The sequence below is a fragment of the Pseudoxanthomonas sp. YR558 genome (assembly GCF_900116385.1).
Taxonomy (GTDB): Bacteria; Pseudomonadota; Gammaproteobacteria; order Xanthomonadales; family Xanthomonadaceae; genus Pseudoxanthomonas_A.
On sequence record NZ_FPCI01000001.1, the window covers coordinates 1,500,258 to 1,518,979 of the forward strand.

Here is an 18,722-nt window from a genome sequence, read left to right on the forward strand (position 1 = left end):
CATGGCCGACGACAACCCCATCATCCGCGTGCGTGGCCTGGTCAACCGCTTCGGCGAACAGACCGTGCACGAAGGCCTGGACCTGGACGTGCGCCGGGGCGAGATCCTCGGCGTGGTCGGCGGCTCGGGCACCGGCAAATCGGTGCTGATGCGTTCGATCCTCGGCCTGCGCCAGCCCGATGAAGGGCAGATCACGGTGCTCGGCGAGGATGCGCGCTCCGAAGACCCTGCCGCGCGCCAGCACATAGAACGCAACACCGGCGTGCTGTTCCAGGACGGCGCGCTGTTCTCCTCGCTGACCGTGGGCGAGAACGTGCAGGTGCCGCTGAAGGAGCATCACCCCGAGCTGCCCGACAGCTGGCGTTACGAGCTGGCGCTGCTCAAGGTCAAACTGGCGGGCCTGCCTGCCGATGCGCTCAACAAGTTGCCGTCGCAGTTGTCCGGCGGCATGCGCAAGCGCGCCGGCCTGGCGCGCGCGCTCGCGCTGGACCCGCCCCTCCTCTTCCTCGACGAACCCACCGCCGGCCTGGATCCGATCGGCGCGGCTGCGTTCGACCGGTTGATCAAGACGCTGCAGGAAGCGCTCGGGCTGACGGTGTTCCTGATCACCCATGATCTGGATACGCTGTACGCGATCTGCGACCGCGTCGCCGTGCTGGCTGACCAGCAGGTCGTCACCGTGGCGCCACTCAGCGAGGTCGAACGCTTCGACCACCCCTGGGTGCAGGAATATTTCCATGGTCCCCGCGCACGCGCCGCGCGCGATGGACAATCGGCCTACCGGCCACCCCACACGCAAACGGCGGTCTGATCGATGGAAACCCGTGCCAACTACGTGCTCATCGGCGCCTTCACACTGATCATCGCGGCCGCGCTGCTGCTGTTCGGGCTGTGGGCGGCCAAGTATTCGTCCGAACGCACCTGGCAGGAGTACCAGGTGGTGTTCCGCGAGGCGGTCACCGGTCTGTCGGTCGGCAGCCCGGTGCAGTACAACGGCATCGCGGTGGGTTCGATCACCAAGCTGTCGCTGGCGCCCAACGACCCGCGCCAGGTGATCGCGCGCATCCGCGTGGAGTCCTACACACCGGTGAAGACCGACACCCGCGCCAAGCTGGCCATCACCAGCCTGACCGGCCCCACCATCATCCAGCTGAGCGGCGGAACGCCGCAGGCGCCGGCGTTGACCACCGTGGACACGCGCGAAGCGCCGGTGATCCAGACGGCGCCCTCCGCGCTGCAGAACATCACCGACACCGCCAACCGGATCGTCGAGCGGCTCGACCAGGTACTCAGCGACAAGAACGTCGCTAGCATCACCGCCACGCTCGAAAACCTGGAATCGATGAGCAACTCGCTGGCCAGCCGCGAGGACGGGCTGGAGTCGCTGATCGTCAGCGCTCGCGACGCCGCGCAGAACCTCGACAAGACCCTGACCACCACCAACGGCACCATCGAGCGCCTGGACCAGAACTTGGTACGCGAGCTGCCCGACATCCTGGCCAAGCTGGAAAGCACGCTGGGCAAGCTGGACTCCGCCGCCGGCAACGCCGACGCGATCATTGGCGAGAACCGCGCGGCCATCAACAGCTTCGCCAACGACGGACTGGGCCAATTGGGCCCGACGCTCACCGAACTGCGCGGACTGGTGCGCGATCTGCGCCGCGTCAGCGACCGCCTCGAAGGCAATCCCGCGCGCTACCTGCTGGGCCGCGACGCACCCAAGGAGTTCGACCCGAAATGAAAGCGCTGCGCATCTCCCTGTGTGCCTCCCTGGCGGCGTTCGCGCTGGCTGGCTGCTCGATCCTCGGCAGCGAACAGCGCGACCCGGTGACGATCTACGCACCCGACATCCGCGTACCCGCGCGGGCCGAATGGCCGACGGTCGGCTGGTCCCTGGTGATCGCCAAGCCCACGGCCGCACGCGTGGTCGACAGCCCCCGCATCTCGGTGCGCCCGACGCCAGGTGAGCTGCAGGTCTATCGCGGCGTGTCGTGGGCGCAACCGGCGACCGAACTGGTGCAGGACGCGGTGCAGCGCACGCTGGAGGATTCCGGCCGCATCCCCGCCGTGGCCAGCGCCGACGCCGGCATCCTCGGCGACTATAAGCTGGTGATGGATGTGCGCCGCTTCGAGGCCGATTACGCCGGTGCCGCCCTGCCGTCGGCCGTGGTGGAGATCAACGCCAAGCTCGTCAGCAGCCGCGACCAACGCGTGGTGGCATCGCGCACGTTCCTCCAGCAGCAGCCGGCCACGTCCGTCGAGGTGGCCCAGGTGGCGCAGGCGTTCGATGGCGCGCTGACCGCCGCCACCGCGGAGCTGGTGGGTTGGTTGCTGGTGGCGGGCCGGGACGACGCCCCCCTGCGCCGCTGAACCGTCAGCGACGTCGGGCAGGATCCACGTGACGGAACGTCAGGTTGATCCTCGGCCCCAGCGGCCGCGTCGTACGCGGCAAGGCGTGCCGATAGAGGCGCTGGGTATCGCCCGACATCACCAGCAAGCTCCCGTGCGGTAGCGCGATCGCCGCGCGCATCGTCGCCTCCTGCCGGTGTTTCAGCAGGAACCGGCGTGGCGCTCCCAGGCTGATCGACGCGATTACCGGCTGGGGGCCCAGTTCCGGTTCGTCGTCGCTGTGCCAACCCATCGCGTCGCGCCCGTCCCGGTACAGGTTCGCCAGCACGCTGTTGAACGGCACGCCCAACTCAGCCTGCAACCGCAGCCGTAACGCGGACAGCGCATCCGTCCAAGCGAGTGGCGTGAAGGCCGTGCCCGAGTAGCGATACACCGCGTCCGCGTCGCCGATCCACGCGCTGAGTCGGGGCGAATCCACGTCGCGTCCGAACAGCCGGATGCGGTGCACGCTCCACGGCAAGGCATCGGTCAGCGCTTCGAACAGGCGATCCGCGGCATCCCCGGCAAGCCAGGCGGGCTGGAACCGCAAGGTAGCGCCGGGTAGCCCTGCGTCGGAGCCATCCGCAGGCAGCGGCAAGGGTATGGTCATGCCGGCGATGCTCGCGGATTTGCCCCGTCTCGCGCAAACGCCGAAAATACCGGGAGCCTAACGCCACGCTGGAGCCGAGACCGATGTCCGATGTCGAACGCGATGTAATGGAATACGACGTCGTGACCGTCGGCGCGGGCCCCGCGGGCCTGGCCTTCGCGATCCGGCTGAAGCAGCTGAACCCCGACATCTCGGTCTGCGTGATCGAGAAGGCGAGCACCATCGGCGCGCACATCCTGTCCGGCGCCGTGATCGAACCGCAGCCGCTCGACGCGCTGCTGCCCGGCTGGCGCGACAACCCGCCGCCGATCTGCGTGCCGGCCACGGACGACGAGTTCTGGTATTTCAGCAAGGACGGCGGCCGCAAGTTCCCCATGGTGCCGCCGGGCATGCGCAACCATGGCAACTTCATCGTCTCGCTGGGCGCGATGTGCGCCTGGCTGGCCCCGCAGGCCGAAGCGCTGGGCGTGGAGATCTACCCGGGCTTCGCCGCATCTGAAACGCTGCACGATGACGACGGCAAGGTCCTCGGCGTGCGCATCGGCGACATGGGCATCGCGAAGGATGGCAGCCACAAGCCAGGCTACACGCAGGGCATCGACATCCGCGCCAAGGTCACCGTGCTGGCCGAAGGCGCGCGCGGCCATCTGACCAAACGGCTGGTGAAGCGCTTCGCCCTGGACAAGGACAGCGATCCGCAGGCGTACTCGATCGGCATCAAGGAACTCTGGCAGGTGCCGGAAGGCCGCGTCACGCCGGGCAAGATCGTGCACACGCTTGGTTGGCCCGCCAGCAACGACATCTACGGCGGCAGCTTCCTGTACCACCTGGAAAACAACCAGATCGCACTGGGCTACGTCAGCGGTCTGGACTACAAGGACCCGGAATACAAACCGTGGGAGGCCTTCCAGCAATGGAAGAACCACCCGCTGATCAAACCGGTCCTGGAAGGCGGCAGCATCCTGTCCGCCGGCGCGCGCGCCATCGTCACCGGCGGCTGGCAGTCGCTGCCGAAAGTCGAAATGCCGGGCGCATTGCTGATCGGCGATACCGCCGGTCTGCTCAACGTGCCGAAGATCAAGGGCACGCACCAGGCGATCCGCAGCGGCATGCTGGCGGCCGAGCACCTAGTGGCATCGCAGCTGGCACCCGAAGGGTTCGACGCGAAGCTGCGCGATTCCGATGCGATGGCCGAGCTGAAGTCCGTGCGCAACATCAAGCCGGGCTTCAAGAAGGGCCTGTGGTTCGGCATGGCCAACGCCGCTTGGGAAACCGTCACCGGCGGCCTGTCGCCATGGACGCTGAAGGTGAAACCCGACTGGTCCTCGCTCGACAAGGTCGGCGAACACGAGGAACCCAAGCGCGATTACGTGGACCGCACGCTGGCGCCGCGCGATCGCCTGCAGGGCGTCTACTTCGCCGCCACCGAGCACGACGAAGACCAGCCCGTGCACCTGCGCGTGCACGACACGTCCGTGTGCGTCAGCCGTTGCGCCGCCGAGTACGACAACCCCTGCACGCGCTTCTGCCCAGCCGGGGTTTACGAAATCGTCGATAACGGCGACGGCAGACGCCTGCAGATCAATGCCGCCAACTGCGTGCACTGCAAGACCTGCGACATCAAGGACCCCTACCAGATCATCGACTGGGTGACGCCGGAAGGCGGTTCGGGGCCGAACTACCAGAACCTCTAGGAAGCCAGTGACGAATCCCCTGTCACGCCGCGTCCGCACCACGCTGTTCTATGCGCTGCGTGCCGCGTTCCGTCTAACCCCGATGCCACAGGCGACGCGCGATCGGTTGCGCCAACGCTTCCTCGACACGCGCGGCGATTGGGTCCCGGAAGGTCCCAAGGGCAAGGCGCCCGACGGCGCCCAGCCGCGCAGACCCTATGTCCGCTCGGATGAGCGCGCCATCGGTTACGTGCCCTACGAGAAGGACGAACTGCCGGATCCCTTGCCTGCCACGCTGGTCGCGTTCTATCTGCCGCAGTTCCACACCATTCCCGAGAACGACGCATGGTGGGGCAAGGGCTTCACCGAATGGCGCAACGTCACCCGCGCCCTGCCGCAGTTCGAGGGCCACTACCAGCCCAAACTCCCCGGCGATCTCGGGTTCTACGATCTGCGCAATGTCGAGGTGATGCATGAGCAGGCACGCCTGGCACGCGAGTACGGCATCAGCGCATTCTGCTTCTACTTCTACTGGTTCGGCGGCAAGACGTTACTGGAAACACCGCTGCGCAACTGGCTCAACGACAAGACCATCGACCTGAAGTTCTGCCTGTGCTGGGCGAACGAGAAATGGACCCGCACCTGGGATGGCCGCGGAAATGAAATCCTGATCGACCAGCAGCACTCGCCCGAGGACGATATCGCGTTCATCGAGCATGTGGCGGAGTACATGCGGGATCCACGCTATCTGCGTGTGGATGGAAAGCCCGTGCTTCTTGTCTACCGGCCCGGAGTGTTTCCGGACATGAAGGCGACTGCCGCACGGTGGCGGGCGTGGTGCATCGCACAGGGGCTGGGAGAAATACACCTCGCCTACGTGCAGTCGTTCGATAGCGTGGATCCACGCGCGATTTCCTTCGATGCCGCCGTGCAATTCCCGCCCCTGCGCTGGAATGCCCCCCCGCTGGCCGCCACGGTCGATCTGATCAATCCAAGTTATTCAGGCCAACTGATGGATTGGCGCGGCATAGCTCCTGCGTTCAGCCAACCGTCAGCGCCTCCCTACCGGTTACATCAAGGCGTCAGTCCTGGCTGGGACAATGAAGCTCGACGTCCCGGCCGCGGCAGGTGTTTTCTGGGTGCTTCGCCGGATTACTACGGAAAGTTCCTGGCAGACGCGATTGCGTCTACCCGATCCCAGCGGATGCCGGGGCCCATTTTCATCAATGCATGGAACGAATGGGCAGAAGGAGCGGTGCTCGAACCGGACGCAAGACATGGCTACGCCTACCTCGATGCGACCCGAAGGGCGTTACGCCCGCTCCTACCCGCCGAAGCGCGCCCATGCGCGATCGTGCACGCGTGGTATCCCGAGGCGCTGGACGACATCGTCCAGGCGCTCAAGAGCAGTGGGATCGACTGGCGCATCATCGTCACCACCGCGCCCCAGGTCCTTACGGAGATCAGCAGAAGTCTGGAGTCCAGCGGGCTCGAATATGAGCTCTGCGTATTCGAGAATCGCGGGCGGGATATCCTGCCCTTCCTGAGAACGGCGCGTCGGCTCCTTGATACGGGATCCGATCTTGTATTGAAGCTGCACACCAAGCGCTCGACCCATCGGGACGACGGCGATGCTTGGCGAAAGGAACTCTTGAGTCAGCTGGCGGGCGGCGGCAGGGCATCAAGGATCCGCGATGCGATGGAGCGTGCGCCAGAGATAGGCCTCGTGGGGCCGGCGGCGCACGTCTTGTCCCTGAGCGAGTACATGGGCGCGAACGCACGTGAGGTGTCTGCTCTCGCCGCGCGTATGGGCGCGCATCCGCCGGTCGGGGAATACCGTTTCGTTTCAGGCAGCATGTTCTGGGCACGGTTGTCCGCGCTGCGGCCCCTGCTCGAGTTGGACTTCCTGGAGTCCGAGTTCGTCGTAGAGCAAGGACAGACCGATGGCACGATGGCGCATGCCGTGGAGCGTGCCGTCGGCATCAGCGCGGCCGTGATGGGCTATCGACTGGAAAGCATTGAACAGCTGATGGGCGAGCCGGCGCTACCGACCGACCGGCGATACGCATACGCCAATCGATCCTGAAGCGACTCGGACGCGGCGAAATGCCGCCTTGCGTGACCCGCATCGACGCCAGGGTGCCCAGAAACGACAACGCCATGGTGTGAGCCATGGCGTTGTGTGTGCAACTGCGGAGATCGCTATCAGCGACGCAGCAGTTTCCATCCGGTCGGGAAGTTGGGTGCAACGACGCCCGTAAAGGACGTGCCCTGCGACTGCCAGATCTGGATCAACGTGTCGTTCGTCCACAGGACGTCAGCACGCCCGTCCCCGTTGTAGTCGGCGACCTGGATGGGCTTCCACGTCGACGCAGCGGCAAACCCGTGGCCGGACAGTCGCGTACCGCCCGACATACGCCACACGGCAACTTCGCCGGTCGCATTGAAGCGCCAGAACAGGTCGTCGCGGTTGTCGCCGTCCATGTCGCCAATGCCGAACAACGTCCAGCCCGTCGGGTATGCCGGCATCGTAGCGCCCGAGAACCCGCTGGCCGTACCCAGCCACGCCTGGATCTGAGTGCCGTCGTACCAGATCAGGTCGAGTCGGTTGTCGGCATTGAGGTCACCCGAGGCGAGGACATTCCACGTCGGGCCAGCAGCATACGAGGCGCTGCCAATGATGGTCGTGCCATTCATCAACCAGATCGAGATCTGCGTCTTGGCTTCGTCGCGCCAGACGAGGTCGGCGCGGCCGTCTCCGTTCACGTCACCGACCGCCACGATATCGTACCCAGCCGGGTAGCTACGCATGGTGTAAGCGGTCATGCCGCCGGCGTGGTTGTCCCAGAGCTGCATGCCGTCGTAATCGCTCCAGATGAAGTCCAGGCGCCCGTCACCACGGAAGTCGCCGCTCGCAATCAGTTTCCAAGCTGTTCCCATCCCATAACCTACGCCGCCAAGCTTCGTACCACCATTCATCGTCCAGTAGGCGAATTGGCTACCGTCAGCCAGCATCCACAGCAGGTCGGACCGTGCGTCGCCGTTGGTATCGATCGACTTCGCATCAAGCAGGTCGGGCGGAGTCGGTGTGGTGTGGGGCACAACCGTCGCGCGGAACGTTGCCACCACCGGAATCGTCTGGTTCAAGCTACGCGCATTGTCCTCGCTGTTGGCCACGCCACAGGCCAGATTGGCGCTGGGGCCGCAGGTGGTCTTGAGCGGGGTGGAAAAGATGCGGTGCGCGAGCTGACCGGTATCACCATACGCCATCACGGTGTAGAAGTTACCGGCATTCGCCGCGGTCTTGTAACCGAAGGAGTAGGGATAGCGGCCATAAAGCAAGCCATTGGAAGAGTTCAACGAGTTGGCGCGATCGTGTGCCGAACCCATCAGGTGCGCGGCCTCGTGGACCAGGGTTTCGTCCGCGCAATAGTAGGTCTTGCCGTCCGTGCCCTGGTCGTAACCGTCGCTGATGACGGCGTAGCCCCACGAAGCGTCTGCAGCCGTGATCGCCGTCTGGTTCGCGCCATTCAGCCACGCGATACCGCAGCCCTCGTTTTCGGGGGTATTGAACTTGCGGACCAACACGGCAATGTCGGCGCCGTACTGATCACGCGCTGTCCGCAAAGGGGCGAGACTCGCGGGGACCGTCACCGGGGACTGGCCATTGCTGCCCGTCAGCTCGGACAGCGCCGTCTGGTTGGTATTGGTGTTGGTGTAGCTGACCTGCACCGCATTGACGATACGCAGGTAGCCGTTGATGTCACTGTTCACGAACGCCTGGTTGCCCACCTGGATCAGATAGACCAGACGTGTTGCCGCGCCGGAAGCGCCGCCGTTGGCGGTAGCGAACTCGGGGGTATAGCCGATGGCGACGTCGATCGTGTTTGCACCCGTCTGAGGTGCTCCCTGCGCAACGGCGGTCGCACCCTGACTGACCTGGGCCGACTGCACGGCCGCGCCCATCGAGGAGCGGAGCGCCGCCGCTTCGGGCACCATCACGTCGACATGGCCCTTCGTGGCCGAAACGACCTTGGATGGATCGGTCTGGACAGCGAATACGGTGCCGTTGCGCGTCTGCAGGCTCAGCGCCGGCTTGCCGTTGGCCTGAGGAATGGAACCGAAGACCGCTTTCTCACCGAAGGTGATGATGGCTTCCTGCTTCTGGTCGCCACCGACGACGCGACCGATCCACGTCCAGTTGCCATCGATTTCTTCCACGTGGCGCTCGTAGCGCAGCTTCACCTGGCTCCCGTCCGGGGCCGGGACGGTCATTTCGCCGTCGGCGATGCCCTTGAATGCGTGCGCCTCGCTGATCGAGGTTGGGTACCACGTATAGGCGCCTTCCTGCTTGGCAGGCGTCGCCTTGTTGGGGTAGGCCAGCAGTGCGCCCCGATCAGGAGCGTTTGCGATGGACGCGCCAATCGCACGGGCCAGCGGCAACGCCATCGGCAACTTGCCGGTCGCCTTGCTGGCTGCGACACCCCGCATCCCTGCAACCCCTGAATCGGGGCTTTCTCCACTGCACCCGGCCAAAGCCAATACCAAGGCGCAAGCGCCAATGCGGAGTTTCATACGTACCCTCAAGAAAAAACAGTTGGAGCCCCTGAACGGACACTATAGCCCAGGCCGAGGAAATGAAAACAGCCAAGTCGGTCTACTTGGCTGGTTATCGGCAGCAGGACGTACAGCTGAAAGTCAGAAGCGTCCAAGCCCTGTGACGGGCGGAGAATTGACGTACGTCACGCAGGACGCAGGCAGTCGGTCAAACTGTGGTGGAGAAAGTGACGCCTGTCTTGGCCTGCAGTTCGGCCTCCGTCACACCATCCGCCGCCTCGACCAGCATCAGGCCCTGCGGGGTCACGTCGAACACCGCCAGATCGGTAATGATCCGGTCGACCACGCCCACGCCGGTCAGGGGCAGGTCGCATTGCGGGAGGATCTTGTGGCTTCCGTCCTTGGCCACGTGCTCCATCAGAACGACGATGCGCTTGACGCCGGCGACCAGGTCCATGGCACCGCCCATGCCCTTGACCATCTTGCCCGGGACCATCCAGTTCGCCAGGTCGCCCTTGTCGGTCACCTGCATCGCACCCAGCACAGCCAAGTCGATGTGGCCGCCACGGATCATGGCGAAGGAGTCGTGGCTGCCGAAATAGCTGGCTCCAGCGCGGGCGGTGACGGTCTGCTTGCCGGCGTTGATGAGGTCGGCGTCCACCTCGTCCTCGGTCGGAAACGGGCCGATCCCGAGCAGGCCGTTCTCGGACTGCAGCCAGACGTCCACGCCGGCGGGAATGTGGTTGGCGACCAGCGTCGGCAGGCCGATGCCCAGGTTCACATAGGCGCCGTCGGTCAGTTCGCGTGCGGCGCGCTGCGCCATCTCATCGCGGGTCCAGGGCATCACTTGTCTCCTTGGCGAACGGTGCGCTGCTCGATGCGCTTCTCGGGGGTCGGGTTATGGACGATGCGGTCCACGTAGATGCCTGGCAGATGGACGTGATCGGGGTCGATCGCGCCCACCTCCACCACTTCCTCGACCTCGGCGATGCAGACCTTGCCGGCCATGGCGCAGGCCGGATTGAAGTTGCGCGCGGTCTTGCGGAACACCAGATTGCCGGCCTTGTCGGCCTTCCAGGCCTTGACCAGCGACACGTCAGCAGCGAGCGCGGTTTCCATGACATACCAGTGCTCGCCGAACTGGCGGGTTTCCTTGCCTTCCGCCACCACCGTGCCGAAGCCGGTGCGGGTAAAGAACGCGGGGATGCCCGCACCACCGGCGCGCAGGCGCTCGGCCAGCGTGCCCTGCGGATTGAATTCCAGCTCCAGTTCACCCGAGAGGAACTGGCGCTCGAATTCCTTGTTCTCGCCCACGTAGGACGAAATCATCTTCTTGATCTGCCGGGTCTCCAGCAGCAGGCCCAGGCCGAAGCCGTCGACACCCGCGTTATTGGAGATCGCCGTCAGCCCTTTCGCGCCGCTGTCCCGGAGCGCGCCGATCAGCGCCTCGGGGATGCCGCACAAGCCGAAGCCGCCGACGGCCAGGGTCTGGCCGTCCGCCACGACGCCGTCCAGCGCAGCCGCTGCGCTGGGGTAGAGCTTTTGCTTGCCTCCGGAGGCCGGGTTACCCGCCATGGCGCGATCCATTCGTGAGGAAAGTCCGCATTCTACCCAGCCACCCCGAAGCGACACAGGTACTTTCGGGCAATGGGAATCCCGTATGGGACGTGCGCGTACACTTCCGGCATGAGAACCGTCGCCCTCGTCACCGCCGTCGCTGCCACCGGGCATGACGATGACCTCGTTCCCCTGCTAGACGCCTGCGCCGATGCCGGACTGCATGCCCGCGCCGTGGCCTGGGACGATCCCACCGTGCATTGGGGACGCTTCGACACGGTGCTGTTGCGCTCGCCTTGGGACTACACCGAACGGCTGCCCGAATTTCTCGCATGGGCAGAACAGGTGGATCGCGTGACCACGCTGTTGAACCCGCTGAACGTGGTGCGCTGGAACACCGACAAGCACTATCTGGCCGACCTGGCCGCGGTCGGCATCCCCACGGTGCCGACGTCATTCGTGGAGCCGGACGCCGAGCCCATGGATGCACTGGCCCGCTTCCTCGAGGCGTTCCCGGACAACGAGGAGTTCGTGGTCAAGCCTGCGGTCAGCGCGGGCGCGCGCGACACCCAGCGGTACCGTCGCGACCAGCAGTTCGCCGCCGGCAACCATATCGCCCGCCTGCTCGACCAGGATCGCAGCGTCATGCTGCAGCCTTATGTGGCCACGGTGGACGCGGCTGGCGAAACCGCCCTGGTCTATTTCGACGGACGGTTCAGCCACGCGCTCCGGAAAGGCGCGCAGCTGCCCCCTGGAGAAGCCGCGCGGCAGGCGCCCATGGCCGCAGGCGACATCATCGCGCGCGATGCCCTGCCTTCGGAGCTCGCCCTCGCCGAGCGCATCCTGGCTGCGACGGCCCGCCTGCGGCAGCTGGATGCCCCACTGTCGTATGCACGCGTCGACCTGCTGCCCGGTCCGGACGGACATCCCTGCCTGCTCGAGCTGGAACTGACCGAACCCTCGCTGTTCTTCGACCAGGCCCCCGGCAGCGCCGCACGGTTTGCCGCGCTACTGGCGGAACGGCTTGCAGACGCCACCGTACGGGCTCGCATGGACAGGGCCTGACGGCTAAAATCGACGTTCTGCCCTCGGCCAGCCGCCGCGGCCGGGCCTCACCGTCGCATACAGGAATTCCCGCAGGATGAAGATTCTCGTCGCCTACAAGCGCGTGGTGGACTACAACGTCCGCATCCAGGTCAAGCCGGACGGGTCCGGCGTGGTCACCGACGGCGTCAAGCTGTCCCCCAATCCCTTCGACGAGATCGCGCTGGAAGAAGCCCTGCGCCTGCGCGATAAGGGCATCGCCACGGAAGTCGTGGTCGCCACCATCGCTCCCGCCGACGCCCAGGCCCACCTGCGCAACGGCCTGGCCATGGGCGCCAACCGTGCCATCCACGTGGTCACCGACCAGGCCATCCAGCCGCTGACCGCCGCCCGTACCCTGCTGAAGCTGGTCGAAAAGGAGTCGCCGGACTTGGTGATCCTCGGCAAGCAGGCCATCGACGACGATGCCAACCAGACCGGCCAGATGCTTGCCACGCTGTGGGGCCGTCCGCAGGCGACGTTCGCAGGCAAGCTCGACATCGCCGACGGCAAGGCCACCGTGGTCCGTGAGGTCGATGCCGGCCTGGAAACGCTCGAGGTCGACCTGCCCGCGGTCGTCACCACCGACCTGCGCCTCAACGAACCGCGCTTCATCAAGCTGCCCGACATCATGAAGGCCAAGAGCAAGCCGCTGGAAACCCTGCAGCTGACCGACCTCGGCGTCGAATCCGCCGATACGCACAAGACCACGCACTACGCCCCGCCTGCCAAGCGCAGCAAGGGCGTCATGGTGAAGGACGCGGCCGAACTGGTCGCCGCACTCAAGCAGAAGGGGTTGCTGTAATGGCCAAGGTTCTCGTCATCGCCGAACACCTGGACGGCAAGCTCAACGCTTCCACCGCCAAGACCGTCAGCGCCGCCACCGCCGTGAACGCCGACGCCATCGACGTGGTCGTGCTGGCCGCCGACCCGACCGCCATCGCCGCCGACGCCGCGCAGATCGCCGGTGTCGCCAAGGTGCTGACCGTCGCCCATGCCGCCAATGCGAACGCCATCGCCCAGGTGCTGGCCCCGCAGATCGCCAAACTCGCCGCGGGCTACACACACGTGTTCGCGCCGTCCACCACGTTCGGCAAGGACCTGCTGCCCTGCGTCGCCGCCCTGCTCGGCGTCAACCAGGTCTCCGACCTGATGGCCTTGGAAGGCACGCACACCTTCAAGCGCCCGATCTACGCCGGCAACGCGATCATCACCGTTGAAACTCCGGCCGACCAGACCGTCGTCGCCACCGTTCGCACCGCCTCCTGGCCGGAAGCCGCCAAGGGCGGTAGCGCGGTCGTCGAAGCGGCAAACGTGGACGCTACGCTCCCTACCCACACTCGCTACGTCGGCCTGGCCGCCGGCAAGTCCGACCGCCCCGACCTGCAGAGCGCCAAGCGCGTTGTCTCCGGCGGTCGCGGCGTTGGATCGGCCGAGAACTTCAAGGTGATCTACGCCCTGGCCGACAAGCTGGGCGCGGCCGTCGGCGCATCACGCGCCGCCGTGGACGCCGGCTACGTGCCGAACGAGCTCCAGGTCGGCCAGACCGGCAAGATCATCGCGCCCGAGCTGTACGTGGCCGTCGGCATTTCCGGCGCCATCCAGCATCTGACCGGCATCAAGGACGCCGGCACCATCGTCGCGATCAACAAGGACGGCGAAGCGCCGATCTTCGAAATTGCGGATATCGGGCTGGTGGGGGATCTGTTCCAGCTGCTGCCTGAACTCGAAGCCGCGCTGGCTTCCTGATCCGCACGACCATCCTGCTTCGACCTCCTCCAAAGGAATCTTCCGAATGAATCGCGTGAAGTTCACCATTCTTGCGCTTGTGATCGCCGCTTCGTTGGCCGCCTGCAATGGGCAACAAAGTGGCACGCCCGGCGAGCCGACCGAACCCGTCGCCGCCACACCCGCCGAGGCTCCCGCCGATCCACGCACTGTCAACGAAGCGATCCCCGCCGAAAACTTCCTCGTGCATCTCAGCAAAGCCGGCGAACCCCAGCCCTCGGCCGACGGCGCGAGCCTGGATATCCAGGTGAAGGTGGCCAATCCGGGGACGCAGGGCGTGTCCGGTCAAGGAAAGATGCCGGTGAATCTGGGCATCCAGATCCTCGGCGAAGGAGACAACGCGGATGGACCAGGGGGCCTGCGTGAATTCGTGCGCGTGCCCCTGCCCTACATCGCCGGCGGCAGCGAAGCGACCGTGCCCGTCACGGTGCCATTCGATCCCCGCCTCGACGGACGCAAGGTCCGCATTGCCTTGGTCCAGGAGGGGGCACGCTGGTACGAGACGAGCGAGTACGGCGCGATCGACCTGGGCCCCCTGAAAATCTGCGAGGCCCGCCTCTGCGACCCGTCCGCCACGCCCACTTCCCCCTGAACGCGGCGCCCGTTCCCAACGCATCCATGACTTATTCCAATCTTTCCTGTTTCAAGGCGTACGACGTCCGCGGCCGTGTTCCCGAAGAGTTGAACGACGACATCGCGTACTGGATGGGCGAAGGCATGGCAACGATCCTGGGACCCGGCCCCGTGGTCCTCGGACGCGATGTCCGCACCACGAGCGCCGCGCTCCAGGATGCGTTGGCCAAGGGCCTGGCTTCCCAGGGTCGTGAAGTGATCGACATTGGCCTGTGCGGGACCGAAGAGGTGTACTTCCAGACCGCGCATCTGGCTGCCGCCGGCGGCGTCATGGTGACCGCCAGCCACAATCCGATGGGTTACAACGGAATGAAGTTGGTGCGTGAGCAGGCCCGGCCGATAAGCGGCGACTCCGGCCTATCCGTCATCCGCGAGCACGTGGCGGCCCGACTCGCAGCCGGCGTCGCGCCCGCTGCCGGTCCGCCAGCGCCCGTCCGCCAGCACCTGGACAAGTCCGCCTATATCCACCACCTGCTGGGTTACGTCGATCGCGAGCGCCTCAAGCCCCTCCGCATCGTCGTGAATGCGGGGAACGGCAGTGCGGGACCCATCATCGACCTGCTGGCGCCCCACCTGCCCTTCGAATTCGTGCACGTGCACCATGAACCGGACGGGCTATTCCCGAACGGCATCCCCAATCCCCTGCTGCCAGAGAATCGAAGCGCGACGACGGATGCCGTGCAGCGCCACGATGCGGATATGGGGCTCGCCTGGGACGGCGACTTCGACCGTTGCTTCTTCTTCGACAGCGACGGTCGCTTCATCGAGGGATACTACCTTGTCGGACTGTTCGCGCAGGCGATCCTGCGGCATACGCCAGGCGCGCGCATCATCCACGACCCGCGTTTGACGTGGAACACCGTGGAGATGGTCGAGGACGCCGGAGGCGTGCCCGTCATGAGCAAGACCGGGCATGCCTTCATCAAGGAACGGATGCGCGCCGAGAATGCGGCATACGGCGGCGAGATGAGCGCACATCACTACTTCCGGGATTTCTTCTATTGCGATTCCGGCATGATTCCCTGGTTGCTGGTAGCAGCCCTACTGTCGGGAAGCGGCGCGACCCTGGCCGAAATGGTCGAGGAACGCATGCGCGCGTTCCCTTGCAGCGGTGAGATCAATTTCAAGGTCGACGATGCCACGGCCGTCACCGCGCGCATCCTCGATCATTTTTCGCCCCTCGCGCCCGTGCTGGACCATACCGACGGCGTGAGCGCAGATTTCGGAAGCTGGCGCTTCAATCTCCGAAGCTCCAACACCGAGCCGCTGCTGCGTTTGAACGTCGAAGCACGGGCCGATCCCGTACTGCTGCACGAGCGTACGCAGGAGATCTCGGCGCTCATACGGAATGACCTACACCCTCGTTGATCAGGATCGATCCATGTTGCCCATTCTTCCGGTTATCTTGTCTGGCGGGTCCGGCACCCGCCTCTGGCCCCTGTCCCGCGAGGCCTATCCCAAGCAGTTCCTGCCGCTCGTCGCGGACGGCGAGGACACCATGCTCCAGGCGACATGGAAGCGTGCGGCGCCCGTCGCAGGGCGCGCGCCCATCGTCGTCGCCAATGTCGAGCATCGTTTCATGGCGGCCGAGCAGCTGCGCGAGAGCGGCACCACGCCTGAAGCCTTGGTCCTCGAACCCTGTGGACGCAATACCGCGCCCGCCATCGCGGTCGCCGCGTTGATCGCTACCCGCGAGGGCCAGGATGCGCTGCTGCTCGTGCTGCCGTCGGATCATGTCATCCGTGACGACCATGCCTTCCATGCGGCCGTCCATATGGCCGCGACGCATGCGGATGCCGGCAAGCTGGTGACGTTCGGCATCGTACCCACCGGCCCGGAAACGGGCTACGGCTACATCAAGGCCAAGAAGGGCGGCGGCGTCATGGACGTCGAACGCTTCGTCGAGAAGCCCGATCTGGACAACGCCCAGCGCTACGTCGCGTCCGGCGATTACTACTGGAACAGTGGCATGTTCCTTTTCAAGGCCTCCACCTATCTTTCCGAATTGCGCGCGTTCAATCCGCAGATCGTCTCTGCCTGCGAGGCGGCGCTCGCCGACGCGGCGCGCGACACCGACTTCATCCGCCTGGCACCCGAAGCTTTCGCGGCCAGCCCGAGCGACTCGATCGACTACGCCGTCATGGAGAAGACCACCCGCGCCGCTGTAGTGCCGCTGGATGCAGGCTGGAGCGATCTCGGCTCGTGGACTGCCCTGTGGGAGGTCTCGGACAAGGACGATCGCGGCAATGCCCACCATGGAGACGTCATCCAGATCAACTGCACCGATACGTACGCGTACGGCAACCGTTTGATCGCAATGGTGGGCTTGAAGGACACCATCGTGGTCGAAACCGACGACGCGATCATGGTGGGCCATCGGGACAGCATGCAGGACATCAAGGAAATCGTGTCTCGGATAAAGCGCGACGGCCGCAGTGAGGCCGCCGCACACCGGAAGGTATATCGTCCGTGGGGCGCCTACGATTCGATCGACAACGGCACACGCTTCCAGGTCAAACGCATCACGGTCAAGCCAAACGCGACCTTGAGCCTGCAGATGCACCACCATCGCGCGGAACATTGGATCGTGGTGAGCGGCACGGCTGAAGTGACGAGGGGAGACGAGGTCGTACTGCTTACCGAGAACCAGAGCACCTACATCCCGCTGGGCGTCACCCACCGCCTACGCAACCCCGGCAAGTTGCCGCTGGAACTGATCGAAGTGCAATCGGGCAGCTATCTGGGCGAGGACGACATCGTCCGGTTCGAAGATTCGTATGGTCGGGCCTGACCGACGAGAAGGACAGTTGAGCGACGACGAAGCCCGCGCCGCCATCGATGCGCAGCTACCCCGGCGCCGGTGCTCGGCGGGCGTGGTGTTGCGCGATGCGCGCGGCGCGATTCTGTTGGTGAAACCTGCCTATCGGCCAGAATGGATGATTCCCGGAGGCGTCGTGGAAGCAGGCGAAACGCCGGCCCAGGCCGCCATCCGTGAGGTGCGGGAGGAAACCGGGCTGGACGTGCAGCTGACCGGACTGCTGTGCGTCGACGCGGTGAACGCGCAAGACGGATTCTCCGAATCGATCCACTTCCTCTTCTCGGCCCGCACGCGACAGCAAGACCAGTCCTTGCGTGCCGACGGCGTGGAGGTGCTGCAGGTGCGATTCACGGAAACGGAAACGGCCTTGACGCTGCTCCCCGCCGCGACCGCGCGCCGCGTACGCGAAGCGTTATCGGCATCCGTGGGATACTACGAAGGCGGTCAGCTGGCCCTGTCATTCTCGACCGGCTACCTGCCCTGATCCATCTCGCCACCGGGACGCAGCCATGACGAAGGAAAAGGTCGACTTCGACCAATACACCGACAACTACAACGCACTGCTGCGCGAAGGAACGCAGTTCTTCTCCGCCAATGAAGAATACTTCGCCCGCTACAAGGTCGACGTCGTGCGGGACATGGTCAGCACCCCGGTCAAGCGCGTGCTTGAGTACGGCTGCGGCATTGGCCGTAACGTCCCGTTCCTGCAACAGGCGTTTCCCGGCGCGGAGGTCATCGGCACCGATATCTCTGCTGCCAGCCTGGAAACCGCTCGGCACGACATGCCCGATGTCCGTTTCGAGGTGGAACGCGAAGACCTGGAAATCGGCCAGTTCGACCTGATCTTCGTCGCCGGCGTTTTCCATCACATTCCCCAGGGCGAGCGGGCGGGCGCGATGGACACCATCGCGCGTCGGCTGACGGCCAACGGCTCCGCGTTCGTCTTCGAACACAACCCCTACAACCCGGTTACACGCCGCATCGTCAACAACTGTCCCTACGACGCGGACGCGGTGCTGCTGAAACCGTCGGAATTGCGCGGCCTGTTCTCCGGCGCCGGCATGAGACCGAGCGCCAAAGAGTACTGCCTGTTCATTCCCCCGCGATTGTCGGCGCTTTCCGGCCTGGAGAAGTACCTGGGATGGCTGCCGCTCGGCGGTCAGTACTGGGTGCGCGGCGACCGCACGTAATGTCGCAGTTCATTCGGTTCGTCATGGTCGGCGTGTTCAACACGCTGTATGGCTTTGCGATCATCTTCGCCTGCATGTACTGGCTTGGGCTGGGCACCTTCGTCAGCAACGCGATCGGCTATGTATGCGGACTGATAACGTCCTACGTGCTGAATCGCGTTTTCACGTTCAAGAGCGAGGCCACTGGGCCCGGCGAAGCCATGCGTTTCCTCGTCGTGTTCGTCGTGGCGTACGTCGCCAACCTGGCACTGCTATACGCGTGCGTGCATTGGGCCGGCATCCATGCAGGACTCTCCCAAGTCATTGCCGGCGCGGCCTATGTAGCCGCGTCGTTCCTGCTCAACAAGTTCTACGTATTCCGCCAGCACCATCCCGTCGGGCCGGATGCGCGGGAACCCTCCCCTTAAACGACGCCACGGTCGGCG

At 65.2% G+C, this 18,722-nt stretch carries 18 protein-coding genes; 14 read left to right on the plus strand and 4 right to left on the minus strand.

The features are described from left to right. The first annotated feature begins 1 nt into the window (after window position 1). Genes BM365_RS07230 through BM365_RS07240 form a run of 3 tightly spaced genes read left to right on the plus strand, consistent with a single transcriptional unit; the run spans window position 2 to window position 2,370 of the window. Window positions 2–811, plus strand: a complete 810-nt coding sequence (locus tag BM365_RS07230) for an ABC transporter ATP-binding protein (protein WP_093487868.1) — start codon at window positions 2–4, stop codon at window positions 809–811. Window positions 812–814: 3 nt separating this feature from the next. Next, the gene (locus BM365_RS07235) at window positions 815–1,741 is read left to right on the plus strand and encodes an MlaD family protein (protein ID WP_093487870.1); all 927 of its coding nucleotides are present in this window, start codon (window positions 815–817) and stop codon (window positions 1,739–1,741) included. Next, window positions 1,738–2,370 (plus strand): ABC-type transport auxiliary lipoprotein family protein, encoded by a 633-nt coding sequence (locus BM365_RS07240; protein ID WP_093487872.1) that lies wholly within the window; start codon window positions 1,738–1,740, stop codon window positions 2,368–2,370. Before BM365_RS07235 ends, BM365_RS07240 begins: the two co-directional genes overlap by 4 nt. A gap of 4 nt (window positions 2,371–2,374) precedes the next feature. On the opposite strand, the gene BM365_RS07245 is transcribed toward BM365_RS07240, so the two are convergent. Beyond that, a complete protein-coding gene (locus tag BM365_RS07245) occupies window positions 2,375–2,998 on the minus strand; it encodes an alpha-ketoglutarate-dependent dioxygenase AlkB family protein (protein ID WP_093487874.1) in 624 nt (207 codons plus the stop codon). A gap of 83 nt (window positions 2,999–3,081) precedes the next feature. Between BM365_RS07245 and BM365_RS07250 the strand changes: the two genes are divergently transcribed. Further along, window positions 3,082–4,692, plus strand: a complete 1,611-nt coding sequence (locus BM365_RS07250) for an electron transfer flavoprotein-ubiquinone oxidoreductase (protein WP_093487876.1) — start codon at window positions 3,082–3,084, stop codon at window positions 4,690–4,692. A 7-nt stretch (window positions 4,693–4,699) separates the two neighbouring features. Next, window positions 4,700–6,757, plus strand: a complete 2,058-nt coding sequence (locus BM365_RS07255) for a glycoside hydrolase family 99-like domain-containing protein (RefSeq protein WP_233210930.1) — start codon at window positions 4,700–4,702, stop codon at window positions 6,755–6,757. 119 nt (window positions 6,758–6,876) lie between these two features. On the opposite strand, the gene BM365_RS07260 is transcribed toward BM365_RS07255, so the two are convergent. The 3 genes from BM365_RS07260 to BM365_RS07270 all read right to left on the minus strand — a co-directional run bounded on the left by BM365_RS07260 (window position 6,877) and on the right by BM365_RS07270 (window position 10,803). Further along, a complete protein-coding gene (locus tag BM365_RS07260; RefSeq protein ID WP_093487878.1) occupies window positions 6,877–9,246 on the minus strand; it encodes an FG-GAP-like repeat-containing protein in 2,370 nt (789 codons plus the stop codon). Window positions 9,247–9,436: 190 nt separating this feature from the next. Next, window positions 9,437–10,072 carry a CoA transferase subunit B gene (locus BM365_RS07265; protein WP_093487880.1) on the minus strand — a complete coding sequence of 212 codons (636 nt, stop codon included), beginning with the start codon at window positions 10,070–10,072 and terminating at the stop codon, window positions 9,437–9,439. Next, the gene (locus BM365_RS07270; protein ID WP_093489568.1) at window positions 10,072–10,803 is read right to left on the minus strand and encodes a CoA transferase subunit A; all 732 of its coding nucleotides are present in this window, start codon (window positions 10,801–10,803) and stop codon (window positions 10,072–10,074) included. Before BM365_RS07270 ends, BM365_RS07265 begins: the two co-directional genes overlap by 1 nt. A gap of 111 nt (window positions 10,804–10,914) precedes the next feature. Here BM365_RS07270 and BM365_RS07275 point away from each other — a divergent pair, with 111 nt between their 5' ends. From BM365_RS07275 to BM365_RS07315, 9 genes are all read left to right on the plus strand, one after another. Beyond that, window positions 10,915–11,850, plus strand: a complete 936-nt coding sequence (locus BM365_RS07275) for an ATP-grasp domain-containing protein (RefSeq protein WP_175502050.1) — start codon at window positions 10,915–10,917, stop codon at window positions 11,848–11,850. 76 nt (window positions 11,851–11,926) lie between these two features. Beyond that, window positions 11,927–12,673, plus strand: a complete 747-nt coding sequence (locus BM365_RS07280) for an electron transfer flavoprotein subunit beta/FixA family protein (RefSeq protein ID WP_093487882.1) — start codon at window positions 11,927–11,929, stop codon at window positions 12,671–12,673. Then, window positions 12,673–13,617, plus strand: a complete 945-nt coding sequence (locus tag BM365_RS07285) for an electron transfer flavoprotein subunit alpha/FixB family protein (protein WP_093487884.1) — start codon at window positions 12,673–12,675, stop codon at window positions 13,615–13,617. The genes BM365_RS07280 and BM365_RS07285 overlap by 1 nt, the downstream gene beginning before the upstream one ends. Before the next feature lie 46 nt (window positions 13,618–13,663). After that, a complete protein-coding gene (locus BM365_RS07290; RefSeq protein WP_093487886.1) occupies window positions 13,664–14,248 on the plus strand; it encodes a hypothetical protein in 585 nt (194 codons plus the stop codon). A 26-nt stretch (window positions 14,249–14,274) separates the two neighbouring features. Continuing rightward, a complete protein-coding gene (locus BM365_RS07295; RefSeq protein WP_093487888.1) occupies window positions 14,275–15,657 on the plus strand; it encodes a phosphohexomutase domain-containing protein in 1,383 nt (460 codons plus the stop codon). 13 nt (window positions 15,658–15,670) lie between these two features. After that, window positions 15,671–17,080, plus strand: a complete 1,410-nt coding sequence (locus tag BM365_RS07300; protein WP_093487890.1) for a mannose-1-phosphate guanylyltransferase/mannose-6-phosphate isomerase — start codon at window positions 15,671–15,673, stop codon at window positions 17,078–17,080. Then, window positions 17,067–17,591 (plus strand): NUDIX domain-containing protein, encoded by a 525-nt coding sequence (locus BM365_RS07305; RefSeq protein WP_093487892.1) that lies wholly within the window; start codon window positions 17,067–17,069, stop codon window positions 17,589–17,591. Before BM365_RS07300 ends, BM365_RS07305 begins: the two co-directional genes overlap by 14 nt. A 25-nt stretch (window positions 17,592–17,616) precedes the next feature. Beyond that, complete coding sequence (locus tag BM365_RS07310; RefSeq protein ID WP_093487894.1) at window positions 17,617–18,297, plus strand: class I SAM-dependent methyltransferase; 681 nt, start codon at window positions 17,617–17,619, stop codon at window positions 18,295–18,297. After that, window positions 18,297–18,704: a GtrA family protein gene (locus tag BM365_RS07315; RefSeq protein ID WP_158253544.1), complete on the plus strand. Its 408-nt coding sequence runs from the start codon at window positions 18,297–18,299 to the stop codon at window positions 18,702–18,704. The genes BM365_RS07310 and BM365_RS07315 overlap by 1 nt, the downstream gene beginning before the upstream one ends. Window positions 18,705–18,722 lie beyond the last annotated feature (18 nt).